The organism is Streptomyces sp. NPDC002779 (genome assembly GCF_042888685.1).
GTDB lineage: Bacteria > Actinomycetota > Actinomycetes > Streptomycetales > Streptomycetaceae > Streptomyces.
This window is the reverse complement of sequence record NZ_JBIAQC010000022.1, coordinates 1-22,700: the sequence shown is the minus strand read 5'-3', so window position 1 is coordinate 22,700 and position 22,700 is coordinate 1. Positions and strand designations below refer to the sequence as shown.

The following is a 22,700-nucleotide window of genomic DNA, read 5'->3' as shown; positions in this document are numbered from 1 at the left end:
CCGTGAAAGGAGTCTGGACCAATTCGCACCAACCGGCAGCAATCCGGCCATGGTTCAAGCCACCGTCCACTGCTCCGGACCGCAGCCCCGGCGGCGAGGGCGCGGAACCCGTCACGGAGTCCGCTCCCCTCGCCGCCGGTCCGCTCCTTCGCCGCCGTCCGTCAGCCTCCCGTGTGCGGCGCCGACGCGCTGACCGGTTGCGCGTCGCGTCCGTCCGTGGCCGCAGATCCGTCCGTTGCCGAGGGTCCGTCCGGCGACGGGTCCGGCAACCGGCGGGCGCGCAGGGACTGGAGGCCGACCAGGTCGTCCGGCCGGGCGTCCGGCACCTCGGCGTCGAAACGGGCCAGCGCCGGAATCCGCCGGGCGCACAGGACCACGAGCACGAGCGCCAGACCGAACAGCACGTACATCAGGCCCAGCCCGCGGCCCTCCCCCGTGCCCAGGATCCGGCCGGCGGTGCCCGCCAGCGTCCCGTCCGCCTCCATGGCGGGCTCGAGCAGCGCGGCGGTGCCGGGACCGAGCAGCAGGAAACCCACCGGCATGGTGCACCAGGCGAACACCGTGTTGACCGCGAAGATCCGGCCGTGGAAGCGGGCGGGCACCTTGACCTGGATGATCGTGGCGTAGATCGCGTTCATCACCGTCAGCCCGGCGAAGATCCCGAACACCCCCGCGGCCACCAGCGGCAGTGACGGGCGCAGTCCGGTGACCGCGCAGCAGGCGGCCAGGACGAGGAACGCCAGCAGGACGCCGGTCATCCTGCGCTGCTTCGGCCCGCCCCAGACCGCCATCAGGGCGCCGCCCGCGGCGATGCCCACCCCGCCCGCGAGCGATACCCGGGCCACGTCGCCCAGGTCCGTGAAGCCGAGGACCAGCGGCTGGAAGAGGATGAGCAGCGGCCCCAGCAGCAGGTTCGTCACGGCGAAGAACAGCAGCATGGCCCGGAAGCCGGGCGTGCTCATCGCCAGCCGGAAGCCGGCCCGGATCTCCTCGCCGACGCTCTCGCGGCGCCGCCAGCCCAGCCGGGCCGGGAACCGCAAGGAGGCGGTGACGGCGATGGCGACGGCGTAACTGCACACGTCGATGATGAGGATGCCGCGCAGTCCCACGGTCGCCAGTACGGCGGTGGCGAGCAGGGGAACGGCGAACTGGACCGCACCGGCGCCGGCCTGCACCAGGCCGTTGGCGTGGCCGAGGTACTGCTTGGGCGCGAGCTGCGGGACGGCCGAGGCCCAGGAGATGCGCTGGAAGGTCAGGGCCACGGACAGCAGGGTCATCAGTGGGTACAGGGCGGCGTCGGTGAGCGCCCCGGCCAGCAGCAGCGTCAGCATCAGGCCCTGGATCAGCAGAGCGGCGACATCCGCGGCGATCATGACGCGTCGTCGGCTGAACCGGTCGGCCACGGCCCCGGCCAGCGGCGCCACGAGCAGGCCCGGCACCAGCGCCAGGGAGGACAGCAGCCCGAGCTGGAGCAGCGAACCGCTGCCGATGAACACCCACAGCGGCAGCGCGAACTCGGTCATGGAGGTGCCGGCCATGGAGACGAGCTGCCCGGCGGCGACGGCGAGGAAGCGGGGCATCGCGGGTTCGGGCGGACGGCGGTCCCGTCGCCGGCGGGGGCCGCGGGACGGCGACGGGGTCCGCTCGACGGGATCGGAGCCCTCCTCTTCATCGGGCCCGCCGCCGGGCAGCGGCACCTCGCCGTGTGACACGTCCGCCAGTCGCCACGTCCGCGCCCCCGGCCGCGATGCGGCAGGGGCGGTCGGCCGCGGTGTGCCGGACTCCGCCTGCTGCGGGCCCGCGTCCGTCGGCGCGGTCAGAGCCGGGTGGACGCTGGTGATGATGTCCGCCAGTTCGGGCGCGCGGTAGCTCAGGAAGTAGTGCCCCGCCTCGTCCAGCACCACGAGGGCGCTGGCGTTGGTGACGAAGTGCCACTCCCGGAACCTCTCCTCGTGGTACAGGGTGATGTCGTCGCGCTCGCCGACCACCGAGATCACCGGCGCCGACAGCGGTTCCACCCGGTCCTGGAGCAGCGCGGTGAAGTATTCCTCGGCGTCCCGGTTGTCGGCGCGCATGTCGCGCACCATGCGGCGGGCCTGCGCCGGTTCGACGTCGTCCATGCTCAGGCCGATCGAGATCAGCCAGTCCTGGTAGCGGCGGTCGCTGCCGAATCGTTCCAGCCTGTCGAGCATCCGCACCACGGGCCCGCGGGGCCGGGCGAAGGGGAAGATGCCTCCGGCGTAGACGGCCTCCACCGGCCGGCCGGCCGCCTCCAGGGCGAGGGCGAGGGCGATCACCAGGGCGCCGCCGACCCCGCAGTGGCCGTAGAGGACGAGCGGGCCGTGCACGCGTTCCAGGATCTCGGCGACGGCCGCGTCCACCAGGTCCGGAAGGGCGGTGCGGCGGCCCTGGAGTCCCATCTCCTCACCGGTGCCCGCCAGGGCAAACAGGGCGTGGCCGGGCGGCAGCGCCTCGGCGAGCGGCCGGTAGACGACGGCGCTGCCGCCGCCGTACGGCACCGCCACCACGGTCAGCTCCGGTGTGCGGCCCGGCGGCGGGGTGGGCGTCAGTTCGTGCAGGACCCGGGCGGGGCCGCGCTCGGCCTCCGGGGTGGTGAGGTGCGCGGCCAGGCCGCGGACCGTGGGTTGCCGGAAGAGGTCCATCAGGGTGACCCCGGCCGCCTCGGGCAGGGCCCTGCGCAGCGCGGCGATGATCCGGATGGCCAGCAGGGAGTGCCCGCCGAGGGCGAAGAAGTCGTCGTCGCGCTCCGGCAGGGGGACGTCGAGGATGCGGGCCCACACCTCGGCGACGGCGCGTTCGGCGTCGGTGGCCGGCGCCCCGCCGCCGCCCCCGGCGCCCCGCACCGGCGCGGGCAGCGCCCGCCGGTCGAGCTTGCCGTTGGGACCGATGGGCAGGGCGTCCAGGACGACGTAGGCGGAAGGCAGCATGGAGTCGGGCAGGGTGCGGCGCAGCGACTGGCGCAGCGCGCCCGGGTCGGCGGCCATGCCGTCCGGACCGGCCTCAAGGACGTCGTCCGACAGGCCTCGTTCCGGGGGGCTGCTGGGCGCTTCGGCCGGGGCGCCGGGTGCCTCGGCCGGGTCGGCGGGTACTTTGGCCGGGTCGCCGGGTGCTTTGGCCGGGTCGCCAGGTGCTTTGGCCGGGTCAGCGGGTGCTTCGGGCACCAGGTAGGCGACCAGGCGCCGGTCGCCGGGGCGGTCCTCACGCACCACCACCGCCGCCGCGCCGACGCCGGGCAGGGCGCGCAGGGCGGCCTCGATCTCGCCGGGTTCGATGCGCAGTCCGTGCAGCTTGACCTGGTCGTCGGTGCGGCCGAGGTATTCCAGGGCGCCGTCCGGCCGGTGCCGGGCGAGGTCGCCGCTGGCGTACATGCGGGCGCCGGGCTCGCCCCACGGGTCGGGGACGAAGCGCTGCGCGGTGAGGCCGGGCCGGTTGAGGTAGCCGAGGGCCACGCCGGGGCCGGCGATGTACAGCTCGCCAGGCATGCCGACGGGCACGGGCCGGCGGTTGCGGTCGAGGACGTAGGTGCGCATGTTCTGCACGGGGCGTCCGATGGGCACGCGGTGGGCGCCGGCGAGCGACTCGCGGGCGCAGGGCCAGGCGGTGCAGTCCACGGAGGCCTCGGTGGGGCCGTAGAGGTTGTGCAGTTCGCAGTCGCGGAAGCGGTCGAGGAAGCGGCGGGCGAGGTCGGCGGGCAGTTCCTCGCCGCTGCAGATCACCCGGCGCAGCGTGGTGCATTGCTCGACGCCGTCCTCGGCGAGGAAGACAGCCAGCATGGACGGCACGAAGTGGACGGTGGTGACGGCGTGCCGGCGTACGGCGTCGCGCAGGTAGCCGCCGTCGCGGTGGCCGCCGGGACGGGCCATGACCAGCCGGGCGCCCTCGCGCAGCGGCCAGAACAGTTCCCACACCGAGACGTCGAAGCCGGTCGGCGTCTTCTGGAGCACGGCGTCGTCGGCGTGCAGCGGGTGGGCGCGCTGCATCCAGTCGAGCCGGTTGTCGATACCGCGGTGGGTGCAGATCACTCCCTTGGGGCGGCCGGTGGACCCGGAGGTGAAGATGACGTAGGCGGGGTTGTCGGGAGCGATGTGCGGCGCGGGCGGGGCGGCGGGGTCCGGGCGCCACAGTTCGGGGTCGTCCAGGGACAGGACACGGGTGCCCTCGGGCGGCTGCGGCAGCCGGCCATGGACGGCGTCGGCCGCGAGCAGCACCGGGGGCGCCGCGTCGGCGAGCAGGCCGGCCAGCCGTTCGGCCGGGTTGTCGGGGTCCAGCGGCAGATAGGCGCCGCCCGCCTTGAGCACGCCGAGCAGCGCGGCGACGAGGGCGGCGGAGCGCTCCGCGCACACGGCGACGACGGTGCCGGGTCCGACGCCCGCGCCGCGCAGCCGGCCGGCCAACGCGGTGGCGCGGCGGTCGAGTTCGCGGTACGTCAGCTCCTCGGTGCGGGGCCGGCCGTCCGGTCCGGCGGGGCCGTCGACGACCAGGCACACCTGGCCGGGGGTGCGGGCGGCGCGCTCCTCGAAGCGGCCGTGCAGGGTGTGCGGGCCCGGCACCTCCTGCGGGACGTCGTTCCAGGTGCGCAGCACGGTCTCGCGCTCCGCCTCGTCCAGCAGGTCGAGGCGGGACAGCGGCACGTCGGGGTGGCGGACCACCTGCCGCAGCAGCCGCTCGAACAACACCGGCAGGCGGGCGGCGGTGGCGGGCGAGAACAGGTCGGTGCTGTAGGTGAAGAAGCCGTGCAGCCCGTCGGGGGTCTGGCGCAGATACAGCTCCAGGTCGAAGCGGGTGGCGCGAATCTCGAACGGCTGGTGGTCCACCTCGAGTTCGGGCACGTCCGCGCCTGCCCCGGCGGTCCGGCCGTGCTCGGACCGGTCGTGCTCGGTCCGGTCGTGGTCTCCGCCGCCGTGCTCTCCGCGGCCGTGCTCGGCGCGCTCGTAGTTGAGCAGCGTGAAGGCGGTCTGGAAGACAGGGGTGCGGCTGGGGTCGCGGGGCAGCGCCAGCTCGCCCACGAGCTGTTCGAACGGCATCTCCTGGTGGGCCAGGTCGGCGAGGAAGCCGTCTCTGACCCGGCCGAGCAGGGTGACGAAGTCGGGGTCTGCGGACAGATCGGCCCGCAGGGCCAGGACGTTGGCGAACAGGCCGACCAGCGGCTCCAGTTCGGGCAGGGTACGGCCGGCGACGGTGGATCCGACGGCGAAGTCGTCCTGGCCTGACCAGCGGCCCAGCAGCGCCTGGTAGGCGGCGAGCAGGGTCATGTACGGGGTGGCGCCGTGCGCGGCCCCCAGGTCGAGCACCGCGCGGGAGAGGTCGGCGTCGAGGGCGATGCCCCGCCCGGCACCGCGGAAGGTGGGCTCGGCGGGGCGGGGCAGGTCGGCGGGCAGGTCCAGCGGTCGTACTCCGGCCAGCCGGGCGCGCCAGTGGTCCAGGTCCGCCTGCCGCACCTCGCCCCGGTAGCGCTCCCGCTGCCAGGCGGCGAAGTCGCCGTAGCGCACAGTCGGTTCGGGGTCGGCCTGCGGTTCGGGGGCGTCGTCGGCGCAGGCGGCGAGGAGTTCACGCAGAAACAGTTCGCTGGACCAGCCGTCGGAGACGATGTGGTGGTGCACGAGGACGAGCACGTGCTCGCTCGGTGCGGCGCGCAGCAGCGCGGCGTGCAGCACGGGGCCGGTGGCCAGGTCGAAGGGGCGGGAGATCTCCTCGTCGATCCAGCGGGCGAGAAGGGCCTCGCGCCGGGCGGGGTCGGCCTCCGGGGGTGTGGTGCGCACGTTCAGGCGGACGCCGCCGTCCGCGGTGACCTCGACGCGGGGGCGGCCGTCGGCGTCGGACGGGAAACGCATCCGCAGGCTCTCATGGCGGGCCACCACCCGGCGCAGCGCGCGCTCCAGCCGCTCCGGGTCCAGCGGCCCGCGCAGCCGAACCGCCTGCGGCACGGTGTAGGCGGTGGTGTCCGGGACGAAGCGGTCCATGAACCACAGGCGTTCCTGAGCGAAGGACAGCGGCGGTTCGGTGCCCTCGGGACGCCGGGGCACGGTGAGCACCGGGGCGGCGGTACGGGCCCGGCTCAGTCTGCGGGCCAGCAGTTCCGCGCGGGCGGCGGACGTACCGCGGGCGTCGTGGCGGTCCTCCGGCTGCGGCCTGTCGTCGACGATGCTCATACGGCCGGATCCCCTTCCTTGATCATCTCTTCGACCTCGGCGTCGCTCAGCGCCGCGATGTCCGCGAGCAGCAGGTCCTCCACGGCCACGGCGGTCTGCGCGACGGTGGGCGCGGTGAACAGGGTGCGCACCGGGACGTCGACGCCGAGGGCGGCACGCAGCCGGGCCACGGCCCGCAGGGCCAGCAGGGAGTGCCCGCCGAGGGCGAAGAAGTCGTCGTCGGCGCCGATCCCATGGACCGCGAGCACCTCCTCCCACACCTCGGCCACCAGTTGTTCGGCCTCGGTGCGCGGCGCGGTACCGGAACCGGTGCGCCCGGCGGCGGGGGCGGCAGCGGAACCGGGCGCGGGCAGCGCGGCGCGGTTGATCTTGCCGCGCGAGGTCAGCGGCATCCGGGCGAGTACCACGACGGCACTGGGCACGAGGTGGCCGGGCAGCAGGCCGCGCAGGTGGTTCAGGAGCTGCGCCGATTCCGGTTCGGCGCCGGGCCGCGGCACGACCCAGGCGACGAGGCTCTGCCGACCCGCGACGTCGTGCAGTCCGGCGACCGCCTCGGCGACCGCCGGGTGGCCGAGCAGGGCGGCCTCCACCTCGGCGGGTTCCACCCGGTGCCCGCGCACCTTGAGCTGACGGTCCGTGCGGCCGAGGAACTCCAGTGCGCCGTCGGGTCGTTGGCGGGCCAGGTCGCCGGTGCGGTACATGCGGGCGCCGGGCGGGCCGAACGGGTCCTCGGTGAACCGACGGGCCGTCAGCTCAGGGCTGCCGGCGTATCCGTCGGCCAGCCCGTCGCCGGACAGCCACAGTTCGCCGGGTACGCCGGGGGGCACCGGTCTGCGGGCCGGGTCGAGTACATAGGCGCCGGTCGCGGTGATCGGTCGGCCGATGCCGGGCCGTACCAGGGCGTCGTCGGGGCCGAGGCGGGCGGCGGTGGCGATGACGGCGGCCTCGGTGGGGCCGTAGGTGTTCCACAGTTCGACGCGGTCACCGAAGCGCTCCCGCCAGGCGGCGACCGCCCGGGAGTGCACCTGGTCGCCGCCGAGCACGACCGCCCGGAGCGCGGAGGGCCAGGCGATGCGGTCGCCGGCCGCGACGAGTTCCTGCCAGTAGGCGGTGGGCAGGTCGAGGACGGTGATGCGGTCGCCCGCGGGTCCGGCCAGCCAGTCCGGCAGTTCGGCGGACGGCACAGGCAGTAGGACGACGGTCGCGCCGGAGCACAGCGCCGGGAAGATCTCCTCGACATGGGTGTCGAAACCGAGCGAGGCGAACTGGAGCACGCGCTCCCCCGGCCCCAGCCGGTAGGCCTCGCGCATCCAGCCGACCCGCACGGCCAGCGCCCGGTGCGGCACCACGACCGCCTTGGGCTCGCCGGTGGAGCCGGAGGTGTACAGCACGTAGGCGGGGTCGGTGGGCGCGGGGGCGGGGTCGCCGGGCGCGGAGGTGGCGAGTTGCTCCGGGGCGGGGTCGGCAGCCCGGTTCCCGGCGGGCTCGGCCGCCCGGTCCCCGGCATGGTCGGCCGTCCGGTCCGGGGCCGCGGTGAGGGAGGGCAGCTCCACCGTGGGCGGGCCGCCCGGGACCGTACGGCTCCCCGCGCCCGCCAGTACCGCCGTCGCGCCGGTCTGTCGCAGCATGGCGGCCAGCCGGGCCTCGGGCAGGCCGGGGTCCAGCGGCAGATAAGCGCAGCCCGCCAGCAGGATCCCCAGCAGTCCGGTCACGGTCTCGGCCGACCGGGCGCCGGCCAGGCCGACCGGAGTGCCCGGTAGCGCGCCGGCCGCGCGCAGCAGCCGGGCGACCCGGTCGGCGGCGGCGAGCAGGTCGCCGTAGCCGAGCACCAGGCCCGCCGCCTCGTCCTCCAGGGCGGGCGCGTCGGGTGTGGCGGCGGCCTGACGCAGCAGCCACGTCACCACGGTCTCCCCGGCGGCCGTCCCGGGGGCGTCCGGTCCGCGCAGCAGGGCGCCGGTCTCGTCCGGGGCGAGCAGCGGCAGCCGGTCCACGGGCGTGTCCGGGTCGGCGACCGCGGCACGGGCCAGCAGCGGCAGCCGGTCCAGGAGCGCCTGGGCGGCCTCGGGCGCGAGCAGCGCGGGGTCGTGCATGAGGACCAGGTCGATGCCGTCCGGTGCGGGCCAGGCGTCCAGGGACAGGTCGAACGGCGTCGGCGGCGGGTCGGTGCGCAGCGGCTCGATGCGCAGCCCGGTCCCCGCCCCGAACTCCTCGCCGCCGTCGCCGTTTCCGGGCGCCGCGCTCTCGGTGTGCAGGTTGAACCAGGAGCGGAACAGCCGCGGCTGACCGGCCCCGCGCGCGGTCCCGAGAGTGCCGAGCAGCTTCTCGTACGGCACGTGCGGATGGGTGAGCGCGCCGGTGACCGTGCGCCGGGTGCGCGACAGCAGCCCGGCGAACGTCACCTCGCCGCCGAGGTCGGCGCGCAGCGGCAGTACGGCGGTGAAGCAGCCGACCAGTTCCTCGTCCTCGGCGCGCTCTCGACCCGCGAAGGCCGTGCCGACGACGACGTCCTCCTGCCCGGTGTGCCGTCCGACGAGGACCTGGAACAGGGCCAGCCACGCCATGAAGGGCGTGCACCCGTGCCGCCCCGCCAGTGCGGCGACGGCGTCCGCGGTCGCGGCGTCCACCCGTGCGCGGGCCGGGGCGCACGGTCCGGGCTCCGTTCCGCCGTACAGCCGCTGCGCGCCGACCTCCGCGGTGCCGGGCAGGACGGGTGAGCCAGGGGGCAGTCCCGGGCCGGGCGGCTCGGCCAGTTCGGCCGTCCAGTGGGCGAGGGCGCGGTCCGCCTCGGGACCGGCCAGCCGGGAACGCCGCCACATGACGTGATCGCCGTAGCCGGCCGTGAGCGGGCGCAGCCGCGGCTCGCCTCCGGCGGCGAACGCGGCGTAGCAGTCGGCCAGTTCGCGCAGCAGCAGCTGGATGGACCAGCCGTCGGAGACCAGATGGTGGGCGCCGAGCAGCAACACGTGCTCGTCGTCGGCCACCTGGTACAGCTCGGCGCGGACCAGCGGTGCGCGCTCCAGCCGGTAGGGCTCGGCGCCGCGCAGTTCCGCACGCCGTACGGCCTCCCGGCGGGCCTCGGGCGTGCCGCGCAGGTCGTGCCGGACCAGGACGGGGCCGGTCGCGGTGACGCGCTGCACGGGTGTTCCGTCCGTGTCGGTGACGCAGGCGCGCAGCGGCTCGTGACGGTCCGCCGCGGCGGCGAGGGCGCGCTGCAGCGCGCTCGCGTCCAGGGGCCCGCGCAGCAGGCGGACGGTGGTCAGGTTCTCCGAGGTGTCGTCGGGGTCGAGCCGGTGCAGGAACCACATCCGCTCCTGTACCGGGGTCAGCGGGTACTCGCGGTCAGCCATGGTGGTGCTCCTCGACGAGCCGGGCGAGGGCCGCGCTGAACGCGGCCGGGGTGGGAGTCTCGAAGAACAGGCCGGCGGGCACCGGCACGCCGAAGCGGTCCTCGGTCCGGGCCGCGATCCGTACGACGGCGAGGGAGTCGCCGCCGAGCGCGAACAGGTCGTCGTCCGGGCCGATCCCGGGGCGGCCCAGCACCTCGGCCCACAGCGCGCACACCGCGTCGGTGACCGACCCGGCCGCGGGGGCCTGCGGCAACGCGTCGGCGGCGTCCACGGCGGCGGTGTCCGAGCTGGGAGTCGGCCGGTGCTCGGGCCGGGCGTCGTCGGGGGCCGGGGCGGGCCGCCACGCCTCCGGGGTGCGCAGCCGGCTCACGGGAGCATCCGGATCCTCCGCCAACAGGCTTAGCAAATCGGCCAGTTCGGCCGTGAAAGCGCCAGCGGCCCCGGGGGCGAACCGGTCGCGCGGGTAGGTCAGCACCAGTTCGGCGCCGCCCGGGCCGGTGGTCGCGGCCAGGGTGAGGTCGTACGCGGTGCCGTCGACCTCCTGGCCCCACGGGCGGGAGGCCAGTCCGGGGCCCCAGCCGCTTCCGGCCGCGCCCGTGGTCGCGCGGGCGCCCTCCTCCCGTTCCACGAACAGCGCCTGGAACAGCGGGTGCACGCCCCGAGCGCGGCGCGGTGCGACCGCGGAGACGATCCGGTCGAAGGGCGCCGCGTGCGTCAGCGCGGCGGCGAGCGCGTCGCGGACGCGGTGCGCCAGGGTGCGGAAGTCGGGGTCGCCGTGCAGCTTGACCCGCAACGGCAGCAGGTCGGTGAAACAGCCGACGGTGGTGGCGAGTTCCGGGTGCGGGCGGCCTCCGGAGACCACGCCGACGGTCGCCTCGGCGGTGCGGGCGGCACGCGCCAGCAGCATCAGGTAGCCGGTCAGCAGGGCGGTGTGCGCGGTCAGCGGCACTCCCCCGCCGGCCCCGCGCAGCGCCTCCAGCGTGGCGGCGTCCACCCGGGCGACGGCCGTGGCGGTGCTGCGTCCGCCCGCCCGAACCGGACGGGCGGGGGGCGCGAGGTCCGGCAACAGGCGCGGCGGGGCGCCGGCGAGCTGGTGACGCCAGTAGGCGAGCCGGTCGGGCAGCACCCGTTCCAGCCGGTCCCTGGACCACTGGGCGTAGTCCGCGTAGTCGGGAATCTCCGGGCCGGGCGGCACGGTGTGCGGCCCGGCCCGGTAGGCGGTGGCGAGCCCGTCCAGCAGGACCGCGACGGAGGCGCCGTCGGCGACGAGGTGGTGGCAGGCCAGCAGGAGCCGGTGCCGGTCCCCCGCCAGGCGCAGGACGGTCAGCCGCACCAGCCGGCCCGTGGTCGGGTCGAAGGGCTGTCCGGCTGCAGATACGGCCATGCCGCGGGCGATGTCCTCCCGCTCGGGTTCCGGGAACGGCGTCAGGTCCAGCGTCTCGACCAGGGTGGCCGTCTCGGCCGCGGTGGGCGGATCTGCGGGCAGGGTCTGCCACGGCTCGGCGTCCGGCCGGCCGTCCGGGCCGGTGCGGGCGGCGAACCGGGCGCGCAGCACCGGGTGGCGGCCCAGGACGGCGGCGAGCGCCGCGGTGAGCCGGTCCGGGTCGAGCGGCCCGTCCAGCGCCAGCCCGGCGGTCACCGGCGGGACCGCGCCCGGTCCGGCGACGAGTTCGGCCAGCCAGATCCGCCGCTGCTCGGCCGAGCACACCAGCGGACGGCCGTCCCTCGGCGCCCGCGGCAGCCCCGTGGAACCGCCGGGGGCGGTGGTGCGCCGGCGCGCGGCGAGGAGGCGGAGGGCCATCTCACGGCGGTCGGGTGGGGTGCCGGGGGCGGTGCGGGTTGTGTCGGCGGGCGTGGTTCCAGTGCCCAGTGCCGTTTCAGTGCCGGGTGCGGTTCCAGTGCCGGGTGCGGTTCCAATGCCGGGCGCGGTTCCAGTGCCGGGCGCGGTTCCACTGCCGGGCGCGGCCCCGATGGCGGTCCCGGTCCCGGGTACGGCGGTGTCCTGGTCGCTCATTCCGTCGCCTCCGCCAGCCGTGCCGGGTCCTGGAGCAGGTCGCGCACTCCGGTGAGCAGTGCCGTCACGTCCCGGCCGTTGACCAGGCGGTGGTCGTAGGCGGCACCGAGCTGCACGAGGCTGCGCTCGCGGAAGCCTCCGGCGCCGTCCGGGACCGCCACGGCTCGCGGCGCCGCGAGCGACAGTGCGCAGGCCTGCCCGGGGAAGACCACCGGCACGGCGAAGACCACGCCGGGTTCGGTGTGCAGGGTGAGGGTGATGTTGGCTCCGTTCAGGTCGCTCTCGCGGAAGGCGCCGCGCACTGCCGCCATGCGGAACGTCATCAGCGTGCGGGAGATCTCGCCTAGCCCGGCCCGGTCGGCGTCCCGTACGACGGGCACGTACAGTCCCGTGCCGACGTCGAAGGTGACGCCGATGTGGGCGCCGGGGAGCAGGCGGGTGGCGGCGCCGTCGGGGGTGAGCGAGGCGAAGCAGGCGGGGTCGTGCGCACGCCGTACGGCCAGGGCGGCGAGCGTGAGCTCGGCCGGTCCGACGAGGGAGCCGACGGCGGCGCTCAACTCCCGTCCGGCGGCGAGCGCGTCGGTGAGGTCCGCCTCCACGACGGTGAACGCGGCAGGCACCGTCCGGTGAGAGACGGTGACGGTGGCGGCCACGGCCCGCTGCACTCGGGTGAGGGGGGTGACGACGGTTCCGGGCGGGTCGGCGGCCGGGACCGCGTCGGTTACCACGGCGGCGGGGGCGGACACACGGGATGACGCCTCGTCAATTACCGCTGCTTGGGCGGCTGTTGTCGACGTTTCAAGGTCCGCACCGGGGTGGCCGGTCTCCGCCGCGAGGCGCTCCACGTCGGCCCGGCGGACGACGGGCACGCCCAGCTCCCGTGCCCGCGACTCAGGGATACCCAGTTCGGCCAGCAGGGCCCGCGCGGGCTGGGTGACGACCAGGCCGGGCGCCGCCGCAGTGACGCCGGCGGCGGCACGGACCGGCTCCGGACCGGCGGCACGGACCGGCTCCGGACCAGCGGCACGGACCGGCTCCGGACCGGCGGCCGTACGGCCACGGGCGGCGGCGAGCGCCTCCTCGTCCGCGTGCAGGCGGGCGAGGAGCGCGCCTGGCGGGTACTCCCGGCCCGGCTCCGCCACCTGTTCGAGCAGTCCGTCCGCCGGCGCGGCCACCTCCTCCAGCGCCTTGGAGGTCTCCACCTCCAGCAGCGGCTCCCCGGCCACGGCCTTGCCGCCGTCCGCGACGGCCCACGCCACCAGCAGATGAACGGCGTCGTTGCTGTTGAGCTTCGGCATGCGGACTTCCGCGGCCCCGGTCATACGTGCGCCTCCAGTCGTGCACCGGCTCCCGCCGCCGTACCGGTCACCCGGCGCACGACGGCGCGCCGGATGTCCCCGGCGCTCAGGAACACCTCGTCCTCCAGATGCGGCGCGGCCGGGATCACCCGGTCCGCCGCGCACCGCAGCTCCACGGGCCCGCGCAGTGTGTGCCACAGACGGGTGTGCAGTCCGTGGGCCACTTCGGCGCCCCAGCCCGCGCCGGGCGTACAGTCCTCCAGCACGAACACGGCCGGGGCGGCCCCGCACAGCGCCGCCAGTTCGTCTGCCTGGACCGGCCACAGCCGGGCGGGCACCAGCAGCCGTACGCCGATCTCGTCCTCCAGGAGCAAGTCGCGGGCCGCCTCGACCGCCCGGTGCGCCAGGCCGCCGGGGGCGATCAGCACCGCGTCCGGCTCGGGAGAGCCGGCGGGCTCGACCACGGCGACGCCCGGACCGCCGTCCGGTGCCTCGGTGACGCGGAACCCCAGGACGTCGTCCACCACTCCCCCGGTCCAACGGCGGGCGGTGTAGAGGATCTTGTCCTCGAAGAGCACCGACGGCGTCCCCGTGCCGAGCGCGTGGGCCAGCAGCGCGGCGACGTCATGGAACGGGCTCAGCTCGTACAGATCGAGGTCGGGCACGCCCATCAGGTGCTTCTGCGGACTCTGGCTGTGGGTGGGGCCGTAGCCGCGGCGCCCGCCGACCGGGCAGCGGACCAGCAGCGGCACCGGGACGCGGCGGCCGTACATGGTGACCGACTTGGCGGCGAAGTTGACGAGCTGGTCGACGGCCAGCGTCACGAAGTCACCGAACATGATCTCGACCACGGCCTTGCCGCCGGCCAGCGCCAGCCCCGCCCCGGCGCCGACGATCGCTCCCTCGCTCAGGGGCGTGGACCGCACCCGCTCCCCGAAGCGGGTGGACAGTCCCCGGGTGACGCCGAAAGCCCCGCCGTAGGGATCGGTGACGTCCTCGCCGAGCAGCCGCACGGCGGGATCGGCGGCCATCAGCGTGTGCAGGGCGTCGTTGAGGTGCTCGCCGATCCGCTCCGGCCGTCCCGCCGTACGGGCCACGGGTCCGGCGGCGTCCGCCGGGCCGGTCGTCCGCAGCAGGGGTACGGGCGCGGGCGGCGGCGCTACGGCGGCGGCGTGGCCGTCCGACGGCGGCCGGGCGGAGACCTCGGTCACCAGCCGTGCCACCATGGCGGCGAGCCGCGCGTCGGCCTCCCGGAACCGCTCCGGGAAAGCCTGCGCGTACCGGCGGTACCAGTCCCGGCGGTGCAGCTCGGCGACGCGCTCGACGGGGCGGGTGTCGTCACCCTTGCTGTGCGGTCCCAGCCGCACCGTGTCCAGCTCCACCACCAGCGGACCCGCGCCGTCCCGCACGGCCGCCAGCAGAGGCGCCAGTTCGGCGCGCAGCACGGCCGGATCGGTCGTGGCCGAGTGGTGGTACGCGATGCCGAACGCCTCCGCCCGCCCCCGGATCGTGCCGGCCAGCTGGGCCTCGGTCGGGGTGGACTGGGCGATGCCGTTGTGCTCCACGACCACGACGACGGGCAGCCGCCACAGCGCCGCCATGTTGAGCGCCTCGTACACCGCGCCCTCGCCCCAGGTGCCGTCGCCGACGAAGGCCAGGGCGAGGCCACCGGCCGCGAGACCCTGCCGGTGCAGGGCGGCGCCGACGGCCACGGGCAGGCTCTCGCCCTGCACGCCCGTGGACAGGAACCGGCCGGTGTACAGGTGCTGGCTGCCGCCGACCCCGCCGCACACCGCGCCGGCCCGCCCCATCACCTCGGCGAGCAGTCCCTCGGCGTCTTTGGTGAGGGCGAGGTAGTGCCCGTGGCCACGGTGGTTGCTGAACACGAAGTCGTCGGGGCCCAGCAGCGGCGCGAGCGCGACGGGGATGTACTCCTGTCCGAGGCAGGTGTGCGTGGTGCCGGCGATCCGGCCCTCCCCGAACAGCCGCAGCAGCGCCTCTTCGAAGTGGCGGATCAGCAGCAGGGCGGCGAGATCGTCGTCTTCGGGCTCGGTCATCGGTTCCCCCATGTGGTGATGAGTGCGGTGTCGGTTCTGCCGGCGTACTGGACGGCGGCATAGGCGGTTCGCGGACGGACGGCTCGGTGCAGGGCGGCGTCCTGCGGCGGACAGTGACGGACGGGGCGGACGCCCTCGCCGTCGCGTCTGGTGGGCTGCTGCCCGCGGCAAGGAAAGGGCGCGGCGGAGCGGCCGGAAGCGTGCAGATCACGGCCGCCCGTCAGCCGGTGGGAGCTCCCCCGTCCCCCGGCCGCGGCGCGGTCCGTGCCCGGCGGGCCGCCAGCGCGCGCAGCGCCGCCGCCCTCGCGGGCGACGAGCCGACGTCGCCGGTGAGACCGGAGGTCCGGTCGGGCCGTAGTGCGGCACTCGGTCCCGATACGGTTCCCGCTCCGGATACACCCCCCGGTCCCGATACGGTGCCCGCTGCGGATACAGCCCCCGGTCCCGATACGGCTCCGGGGACGGCCGGAGCGGCTCGCCGGGCCGTGGACAAAGCGGTCAGGAAACGTTCCGGCGCGCCCGGGTCGAGCCCGGCGACGAAGGCGTGCGCCGCCCGCCGGGAAGCCCCCGACCTGGCGCGGTACGCCGTCTCGTCCTCCAGCAGGGCGAGCAGCGCCGTCCGCCAGGGCGTCACGTCCTGCGGCGGGATCACCGGCTCCGGACGCGCCTGGCCGGCCCGTGCCGCGTAACCGGTCACCGGGCGCACCGGCAGCGTCCCGGCCACGCCCAGCTCGGCCTCCGCCAGTCCGCCGACCGAAGAGGCCAGCACGGGGATGCCCCGCAGCTGCGCCTCCACCGCGCTGTAGCCGAAGGTCTCGTCCCACAGCGAGGGCATCAGCAGCACTGAGGCGCGGCTCAGGACGTCGTCGATGTCGTCGACGGGCGCGGTCAGTTCGATGTTGCGGCGACGGCGCAGCTGCTCCAGGTCCGCGGGCTGCGTGCCCCATGTCGGCACGGCGAGGAAGGGCACGTCGGGCAGTGCGTCGGCCAGACCCAGCAGCACCGTGATGCCCTTGTAGCCGCACGGGTTGATCAACGTGACCGCGCGGCCGTGCGGACCGGCGGCGCCGTGGTCGGGGAAGGGCCCCGGCCCGTAGACGTGCGGGTGGATCAACACCGAGTCCAGGCCCGCGTGTTCGGCGACGTACCGCTGGGCGGCACGGCTGACCGCGACGACCGCGGCGGCCTGGCGCACCAGCGCCGTCCCGGCCGGGCTGGGGTAGAACGCCCCCGGCCCGAAAGGCAGTTGCTGCAGAGTGTGCACGAGATAGACGACGCGGTCGGGGGTGGCCGCGAGGGCCGCGCCGAGCACCATCAGGCCCGGGTCGTCGCTGGGCGTCAGCGTGACGTCGGGGCCGAGGACACGGGCGGCGGCGCGGATCCGGCCCGGCAGCAGGGAGGGCGAGCGCACGGCGTGCACCTCCACGCCCCGGTACCGGTAGACGACGGCGTCGGGAGCGTCGTCCAGCACGGTGACGCCGCGTTCGCGCAGCGCCGCCACGGCAGCGTCCGGGCCGGTGACCGGGCCGGTGGCGAGCGCGCCGGTCAGCGGACCGACCACGAGACAGGTGTGACCGCGGCGGGCCAGCTCCTCCATCAGCAGTCGGTTGGAACGGTTCGCGCCGCCGTGCGAGGGCAGGTGGATGAGGTTCTGGGCGAGCAGGATCTTCACCGGGCCGCTCCGTCGGGGGACGCGGCGGCGCGGGCGGCGCGCAGCCGGGCGTGCAGCCGGGCCCGGTCCGGTGCGGACAGCGTGCGCAGCCGGGCCACGGCACCCGCCACCGGCCCTTCCAGCGCGGCCAGTTGCCGGGCCGCAGCCACGGCGCCCCCCTCCGCGAGGGGGACGTCCGTCGCGCGGTGATCACGGGTGCGGGCGGTCACGGCGGCTGCGTCGCCGCGGACCGGCACCTCGTACGCGCGATCCCACGTGCCGTCGCCGACCGTGGCGCCCGGCACCCGCTCGCCACGACCGACGCCGGCCGCCACACCGGCCGCCCGCTCGCCGTACCCCTCGTCGGCCGCCGCCGCGACGATGGCCTCCGCCAGCTCCCCGGGCCCCCACCCCTCGGCGGGAGCTACGCGGGCCAGACCGCGGCGGGCCAGGCGGGCGGCGTTGTCCGGGCGGTCGATGCCGTCGGCCATCACCACCTGCGGGCAGCCGGCCGCCAGCGCCCGCGCACAGGTGCCGATGCCGCCGTGATGGACCAGCGCGGCAGCCTGCGGCAGCACGTCGGCGAACCGGATCCCGGGCTGCCAGCACACGTTGGGCGGCAGCCGGTCCGGCAGCAGGTCACGGTGGCGCACCACGAGGGTGGTGGGCAGACCGGTCAGCCCGGCGGCCTCGGCGAGCGCCGGGTAGTAGCGAGGGTGCAGCATCCGGCCGGTTCCCCCGGTGGCGAGGACGGAGCCGGGCGGCGGGGCGTCGGCGCCCCCGGCCGCGTCCTGCGCCCCGGCCCTCTCACCGAGGGCACGGGACGCGGTGTCCGCGAGGGGGAACCCCGTCAGCCGCACCCAGTACGGGGAGCGCGGCCCGGCCTCGTCGAACCAGCGCGGCCACAGGCCGATCACGGCGTCGCAGGCGTCGAACCAACGCCGCCAGTCGCGGACGGGACGCAGCCCGAGACCGGCCCGCACCTCGGCGAAGCCGGCGACCAGTTCGGTCCCGTAGGTGTGGGCGGCCACGGGCGCCGCCATCACCTGGGTCGGCGCCAGCGCCAGCCACGCGGCCGGGGCGCCGAGCAGTTCGCCGACGAAGCGCACCGACACCCCCGAGGTGTGACGGCCGACGAGCACCGTCTCGCCGGGACGGTACAGCTCCCGCAGCATCGCGCACTCCCGGGCGATCTGCTCGAACATGCCGTTGCGCCGGTAGAAGGCCTCCCAGCCGAGGCGGCCGGGGGCGGAGCCGAGCAGTCCCGGCGTATCGGCCAGGGTGCGCTCAAAAGCGGACTCGTCGTCGATGGCCCGGAAGCCGAGACCGGCCGCGACGGCGGCGTCCCGGTAGGGCGCGTGCGTCAGCAGCACCACGCGGTGGCCCGCCCCGGCGAGGGCGGCGCCCACCGCCACGAAGGGCAGCACGTCGCCGTCGCTGCCGTGCGTCACCAGCAGGAAGAGGGACATCCGCCCACCTACGCCGACTCGGCGCCGACGCCACCGCCGGCGCCGGTGGAGTCCGCCAGCAGGACGCTGAGCTCCTCCTCGCTCATGCCGTCCAACTCGGCCTCCAGGGCGCGCAGTTCGTCGGCGTCCAACGCGCCCAGCAGCAGCTCGTCCACCGCGGCTGCGGCGCCGCGCACGGTGAAGCCCTCGGTGAACAGGCGATCGAGGGGCAGTTCGACACCCCAGGTGTCCTGCACCCCGGCGAGCAACCGGACCAGGTTCAGCGAGGTGCCGCCGGCCGCGAAGAAGTCGGTGCCGACGTCTTCGGGAGCGGTGCCGAGCGCCTCGGCCCACAGGGCCGCCACGCACTCCTCGGTCGGCGTCATCGGGCCCCTCCGCCCACTACGGAACGGACACGGGCGTACGGGACGTCCATCGTGGTTCTCCTTGCGCACTTGCACATGACTGACAGTGGGATCCGCCACCGGAACCGGCCGGGCCCGCGACGTACCGATGCGTGCAGATTGAAAGAGAGACCGGGGAGTCGACTGCTCACCCGGGGCCATTCCCTTGAGTGGGAGCGCTCCCACGATGGCCCAAAGCTGCTGTTTCCCCCCGTCCCCGACGGTAGTTCAGCAGCGGCCCGACGGACCTGTCAATGCATACGCAAGGTTGAATTGCGCCACAGGCGACCGCGATTGGCCGCTCGCAGCGCTCGCCACGTCCCCTGGCGCGGGGGGCGGCTGGCGGCATTCCAGCAGGCGACGGAGGCGGCATAGCAGCGGGCGGCAGGCGCCGGAGGCGGCCTTCTTGCGCCGGCGGCTGGCGACACTTCGGTGGCAGGACACCGTACGGTCACACCGGACGAGCACGTTCGACCGTCCCCACTTTGACTCGCCTGGCATGCGTACGCCTCCGCCCCCGGACGCGATGCGAAAGGACGTCGTACGCCGCGACCCTGCTTCGGCCTGCAACCCATGCTCTGAGCTGAACCGCTGATGCGGTGGTTCCGGAATACGCCAAAGACCTGCCTTCTGCCAACAGCAGAGCACCGGCCCGACCGGGCTCGACGATCACTACAGTCCAGGCTCATGACGACAGTTACAACGCGCACGATCGAATACGCGGCCGACGGCCTGACGATGATCGGGCACCTCGCGCTCCCGGCCGGTGTCGGCCGCCGGCCCGCGGTCCTGGTCGGGCCCGAGGGGGTGGGGCTCAGCGACGTCGTGCGCCGCCGAGCCGATGCGCTCGCCGAACTGGGATACGTGGCGCTGGCCTTCGACCTCCACGGCGGGCGCTATTTGGGCGACCCTGAGGAGATGTTGGCCCGTTGCATGCCGCTGCTCGCCGATCCCGACCGAATGCGAGGCATCGGCCACGCGGCACTCGACGTGCTCCGCGCCGAGCCGCGGACCGACCCGGACCGGATCGCCGCCGTCGGCTACGGCACCGGGGGCGCAGTCGCGCTGGAACTCGGGCGCGACGGCGTCGACCTGCGCGCGATCGCGACAGTCAACGGACTGATCACGGGCCGACCAGGCGAGGCGGCGCGCATTCACTGCCCGGTGTGGGCCGGGGTCGGGTCGGAAGACCCGATCATGCCGCCCGCGCAACGGGACGCATTCACCGCCGAGATGCAGGCTGCGGGCGTCGACTGGCGCCTCGTGGTCTACGGCGGCGCCTTGCACGCCTTCCATCACCCACCGGTCGACCACACCGTGCTTCCCGGGGTCGGTTACCACCCTCAGCACGCGCAGCGGGCTTGGCGGGACGTCGTCGACCTGCTCGCCGAGTGCCTGCCCATCACGGAGTGATCTGGGCAGGCTGGGGTTTGTTCAGCGAGTCTGACAGCTCGTTGCTTCAAGGCATCGCTCCGGGGAGCGTCATTCGGATTCCTGCAGACGGCGGCGTGCGGGGATGCCGAGGTGGACGGCTGGTCGCTGAGCTCTGCGTCGGGTCTCGTCGCGCTCCGCGCGGAGGAAGGTGAGGGCGAGGTCGATACCCTCGATCTCACCGATCCCACCTTCCTCCTCGGCCTGCGTCCTTCGTTGCAGAAGGTCGGCTTCCAGCTCGGAAAGTCGGGCGAGCATCTGGGATTGACGTGGAGCATCGGGCACCGGATGCAGGCTTCTCTGAACTACCAGTTCAGGAACTACTCGGGAGCTTCGGCTGGCCGTAGTTGCGGGGAAAGGACCTTCGGCCGCAGGCTGGTTCCGATGTCTGCTGCCAAGTGGAGGCGGAGTCGCTCACCAGCGATGAAGAGGTCCTCAAAGACTTGATCTGCGACCTGGGCATCGTCGCTAACCTGCCTTCCCGCAGCCCTATCGAGAGCATCCATCATTTCGAAGTACGCGTCCTTGGTGTTCTGCGAGAAAAGGAGTCCTCCGACTTCGAAATACCACGAATGGCATCGCTCGATGAGATCTCTAAGATCCGACCGTGTCGGATTGGCGGGCCAGGGATAGCGTGGCAGTGCTCCGGTTAGTTGCCAAAGTTTCCGGTAGGCAGCAAGTCTTTCCGTTCGTAGCTCCTTGTCGTAGCCGTGCTCGAGCTCTTGTCGAAGCGTCCAACGAGTAGTCAGCCATGTAAGAACACCGCCGACCAAGGATCCCATGAGACCCCCTATGAGTCCGATCAACAGCTGCACTTGGCCCTCACTCTGCCTGGGAGTCGTTGTAACGAGAATCTCGGCTCGTGAAGATAGTGTCATTCATCTGTCACTTCCCTTCGCTGGAAGATTGGCGTGCTGAGGTCGACGGCTGTGTGGTTGCCGCGGAGACGATCGACTTGGGCGATCTTGTCCTCGGCGCCGCCGAGGCTGACCCGCAGCCCTTCGACTTCGCCGAGCCAGCCTTCGCGTTCGGCTTCGGCGATGCGGGCGATAAGGTTGTCGCGGATGTCGACGAGCCGTGCCCATTGGGCTGGATCTGGTCGGAGGAGTGAGTATCTGACACAAGCTTCTCTGAACCACCGCCAAGACCGTGGTTCGAGTGCTTGCGACGTCGGCACGCACTGTCAGCCCCGCCAGGATTGGTTTAGAAGAGCGAAGCGAAGATCCTGCTAGCGGTGTCGTTGAATCGGACATGCAACGGCTCTAGGCGCTCGGAGTGCTGGCGCGCGGTGTTGAGGTCGGCCGCCCAGATCGCGTCACCCGCGGCATGCTGAATTTCCTGGGCGAGTTCACGCAGACCCTCGTTATGGACCCGAGCTGCCGAGAGTTGAAGTTGGAGCAGAGCCTCCGACCAGCCTTCAGCCGTTGGTGTCTCCCACTCGCGGGTAGGCCACGAGCCTGATTCGTGGAACTCGATGAGCATCCGGTCAAGTTCTTCGTAGACGGCCTTGAACAGGTTCGAGACCGCTGTCTGCAGGGCGAGGGTGCTCTCTCTTTGGAATGCATCCCGAGCGGCTTGGCGATCTCGCTCGTACTGCTCGTCGCGGATCTTGATCTCGTGCCTGGCGGCGAGCCTGTCCTTGTAGATCGTCAAGACGGACGTAATGAAGGAGCCGAGTAGGACCCCCACGAAGCCGAAGATTGCAGAAGCCATTTCAGCAGTCTCCCTTTGCTGTTGAGTCCTTCGCGCCTCTGGATGGGGTGGGAATGCCGAGGTCGACGACGGCGTGACTGCCGCGGCGGCGGTCGAGCTGGGCAAGTTTCTCCTCTGCTCCGGTGAGGCTGACCTGGAGTCCCTCGATTTCGCCCAGCCAGCCTTCGCGCTCGGCCTCGGCGATGCGGGCGACGAGGTTGTCGCGGATCTCCTCCAACCGGCCGCGCTGGGCCGGGTCCGGCCGGAGAAGCGAGCAACGAACGCAAGCGTGTTCATGAACACAAGGGGTTGAAAAGGCGCGACCGCAGGTGCCGATGGAGACCTTGCGCTTCTCGAAGTGTGCGAGGAAAGCGTCCCATTCCTCCTCGGTCGGCGTCCGATACTCTTCGCTGGGTCGGCTGGCCCGGCGACGGGCGATGAAGGCGCGGTGGGCCTCGATGGTCTCGGCCGGGTAGATCGCCTTGTAGCCCATCGTCGTATCAAGACTCCGATGCCCGCAGAGCACTTGGGCGATGTGCGGTGGCAGACCATTCATGATGGCGTCGGTCACGAAGATCCTGCGGAAGTCGTGCGGGGAGAAGACGAGCGGTTCTCCGCCGGCATCGGTCAGGCCCGTGGCGGCCAGCGCGTTGATCAGAAGCTTGCGGAGCGCGGTCGGAGTGAAAGCACGGTGCTCGGTGCCGATATCTCGCTGGAACAGCAGCGGCATTGGTGGGTTCCAGACCCGTTCGTGGACATCGTAGGAGGTCACCAGCGGGATCGCACGGCTGCTTCCTCGCAGGCGGCGGACGATGGTGGAAAGGACGTCCGCCAGTTCCGGGCTGACCAGCAGGAGCCGTTCGCTGTCGGTCTTGGACGGGGCGACCTGCAGCAGGGGCACGACTTCGCCGGTGCTCGGGAGCCGGTATTCGGTGACGCTGTGGTGGGTCAGCTCCAGGAGCTCCTCGTTGCGGATGCCGGTCAGGCGTAGGACCTCGATCGCGGCGAAGGCCCAGAAGGCTTCAGCCTCCTCGTAGGTGAGGTTCCGCCGCCGCCCGGTCGAGGTCTCCTCGGCCCAGGTCATGTGCCCAGCTGTCGGCGTACACCTGAACGTCCCCACCCGCGTACGGATGAAAAGGGACAGTTGCTGATGCGTTGAGACCTGCTGCTCGGCACTCTGCTGCTTGG

13 protein-coding genes are annotated in these 22,700 nt (G+C 73.7%); 2 read left to right on the top strand and 11 right to left on the bottom strand.

Going from position 1 to position 22,700, the window contains the following annotated elements; translation table 11 throughout:
* Window positions 1-161: 161 nt before the first annotated feature.
* The 8 genes from ACFYW5_RS34375 to ACFYW5_RS34340 all read right to left on the bottom strand — a co-directional run bounded on the left by ACFYW5_RS34375 (window position 162) and on the right by ACFYW5_RS34340 (window position 18,371).
* Window positions 162-6,170 carry an amino acid adenylation domain-containing protein gene (locus ACFYW5_RS34375; RefSeq protein WP_389421070.1) on the bottom strand — a complete coding sequence of 2,003 codons (6,009 nt, stop codon included), beginning with the start codon at window positions 6,168-6,170 and terminating at the stop codon, window positions 162-164.
* The gene (locus tag ACFYW5_RS34370) at window positions 6,167-9,517 is read right to left on the bottom strand and encodes an amino acid adenylation domain-containing protein (RefSeq protein ID WP_389421069.1); all 3,351 of its coding nucleotides are present in this window, start codon (window positions 9,515-9,517) and stop codon (window positions 6,167-6,169) included. The genes ACFYW5_RS34375 and ACFYW5_RS34370 overlap by 4 nt, the downstream gene beginning before the upstream one ends.
* Window positions 9,510-11,318, bottom strand: a complete 1,809-nt coding sequence (locus ACFYW5_RS34365) for a condensation domain-containing protein (RefSeq protein ID WP_389421068.1) — start codon at window positions 11,316-11,318, stop codon at window positions 9,510-9,512. The genes ACFYW5_RS34370 and ACFYW5_RS34365 overlap by 8 nt, the downstream gene beginning before the upstream one ends.
* Before the next feature lie 209 nt (window positions 11,319-11,527).
* Window positions 11,528-12,829 carry a 2-oxo acid dehydrogenase subunit E2 gene (locus ACFYW5_RS34360; protein ID WP_389421067.1) on the bottom strand — a complete coding sequence of 434 codons (1,302 nt, stop codon included), beginning with the start codon at window positions 12,827-12,829 and terminating at the stop codon, window positions 11,528-11,530.
* A 20-nt stretch (window positions 12,830-12,849) separates the two neighbouring features.
* Window positions 12,850-14,886 (bottom strand): dehydrogenase E1 component subunit alpha/beta, encoded by a 2,037-nt coding sequence (locus tag ACFYW5_RS34355; RefSeq protein WP_389421066.1) that lies wholly within the window; start codon window positions 14,884-14,886, stop codon window positions 12,850-12,852.
* A gap of 220 nt (window positions 14,887-15,106) precedes the next feature.
* Complete coding sequence (locus ACFYW5_RS34350; protein ID WP_389421065.1) at window positions 15,107-16,558, bottom strand: glycosyltransferase; 1,452 nt, start codon at window positions 16,556-16,558, stop codon at window positions 15,107-15,109.
* Entirely contained in the window at window positions 16,555-18,006 is a 1,452-nt protein-coding gene (locus ACFYW5_RS34345) for a glycosyltransferase (RefSeq protein ID WP_389421064.1), read from the bottom strand. Before ACFYW5_RS34345 ends, ACFYW5_RS34350 begins: the two co-directional genes overlap by 4 nt.
* 8 nt (window positions 18,007-18,014) lie before the next feature.
* Window positions 18,015-18,371, bottom strand: a complete 357-nt coding sequence (locus tag ACFYW5_RS34340; RefSeq protein WP_389421063.1) for a phosphopantetheine-binding protein — start codon at window positions 18,369-18,371, stop codon at window positions 18,015-18,017.
* A 705-nt stretch (window positions 18,372-19,076) separates the two neighbouring features.
* Between ACFYW5_RS34340 and ACFYW5_RS34335 the strand changes: the two genes are divergently transcribed.
* Window positions 19,077-19,802: a dienelactone hydrolase family protein gene (locus ACFYW5_RS34335; RefSeq protein WP_389421062.1), complete on the top strand. Its 726-nt coding sequence runs from the start codon at window positions 19,077-19,079 to the stop codon at window positions 19,800-19,802.
* A 69-nt stretch (window positions 19,803-19,871) separates the two neighbouring features.
* On the opposite strand, the gene ACFYW5_RS34330 is transcribed toward ACFYW5_RS34335, so the two are convergent.
* Window positions 19,872-20,105: a recombinase gene (locus tag ACFYW5_RS34330; RefSeq protein WP_389421061.1), complete on the bottom strand. Its 234-nt coding sequence runs from the start codon at window positions 20,103-20,105 to the stop codon at window positions 19,872-19,874.
* A 577-nt stretch (window positions 20,106-20,682) separates the two neighbouring features.
* On the opposite strand from ACFYW5_RS34330, the gene ACFYW5_RS34325 reads away from it, so the two are divergent.
* Window positions 20,683-20,931 carry a hypothetical protein gene (locus tag ACFYW5_RS34325; protein WP_389421060.1) on the top strand — a complete coding sequence of 83 codons (249 nt, stop codon included), beginning with the start codon at window positions 20,683-20,685 and terminating at the stop codon, window positions 20,929-20,931.
* Window positions 20,932-21,023: 92 nt separating this feature from the next.
* Here the strand turns inward: ACFYW5_RS34325 and ACFYW5_RS34320 are convergent, their stop codons facing one another.
* Window positions 21,024-21,533 (bottom strand): hypothetical protein, encoded by a 510-nt coding sequence (locus ACFYW5_RS34320; RefSeq protein ID WP_389421059.1) that lies wholly within the window; start codon window positions 21,531-21,533, stop codon window positions 21,024-21,026.
* A 1-nt stretch (window position 21,534) separates the two neighbouring features.
* On the bottom strand, window positions 21,535-22,700 hold a 1,166-nt coding region (locus ACFYW5_RS34315; RefSeq protein WP_389421058.1), incomplete at its 5' end, for a tyrosine-type recombinase/integrase.

Coding starts and splice junctions, on each gene's coding strand:
- ACFYW5_RS34375 (WP_389421070.1), bottom strand. CDS start 6,170: ATGAGCATCGTCGACGACAGGCCGCAGCCGGAGGACCGCCACGACGCC.
- ACFYW5_RS34370 (WP_389421069.1), bottom strand. CDS start 9,517: ATGGCTGACCGCGAGTACCCGCTGACCCCGGTACAGGAGCGGATGTGG.
- ACFYW5_RS34365 (WP_389421068.1), bottom strand. CDS start 11,318: ATGGCCCTCCGCCTCCTCGCCGCGCGCCGGCGCACCACCGCCCCCGGC.
- ACFYW5_RS34360 (WP_389421067.1), bottom strand. CDS start 12,829: ATGCCGAAGCTCAACAGCAACGACGCCGTTCATCTGCTGGTGGCGTGG.
- ACFYW5_RS34355 (WP_389421066.1), bottom strand. CDS start 14,886: ATGACCGAGCCCGAAGACGACGATCTCGCCGCCCTGCTGCTGATCCGC.
- ACFYW5_RS34345 (WP_389421064.1), bottom strand. CDS start 18,006: ATGTCCCTCTTCCTGCTGGTGACGCACGGCAGCGACGGCGACGTGCTG.
- ACFYW5_RS34340 (WP_389421063.1), bottom strand. CDS start 18,371: ATGACGCCGACCGAGGAGTGCGTGGCGGCCCTGTGGGCCGAGGCGCTC.
- ACFYW5_RS34335 (WP_389421062.1), top strand. CDS start 19,077: ATGACGACAGTTACAACGCGCACGATCGAATACGCGGCCGACGGCCTG.
- ACFYW5_RS34320 (WP_389421059.1), bottom strand. CDS start 21,533: ATGGCTTCTGCAATCTTCGGCTTCGTGGGGGTCCTACTCGGCTCCTTC.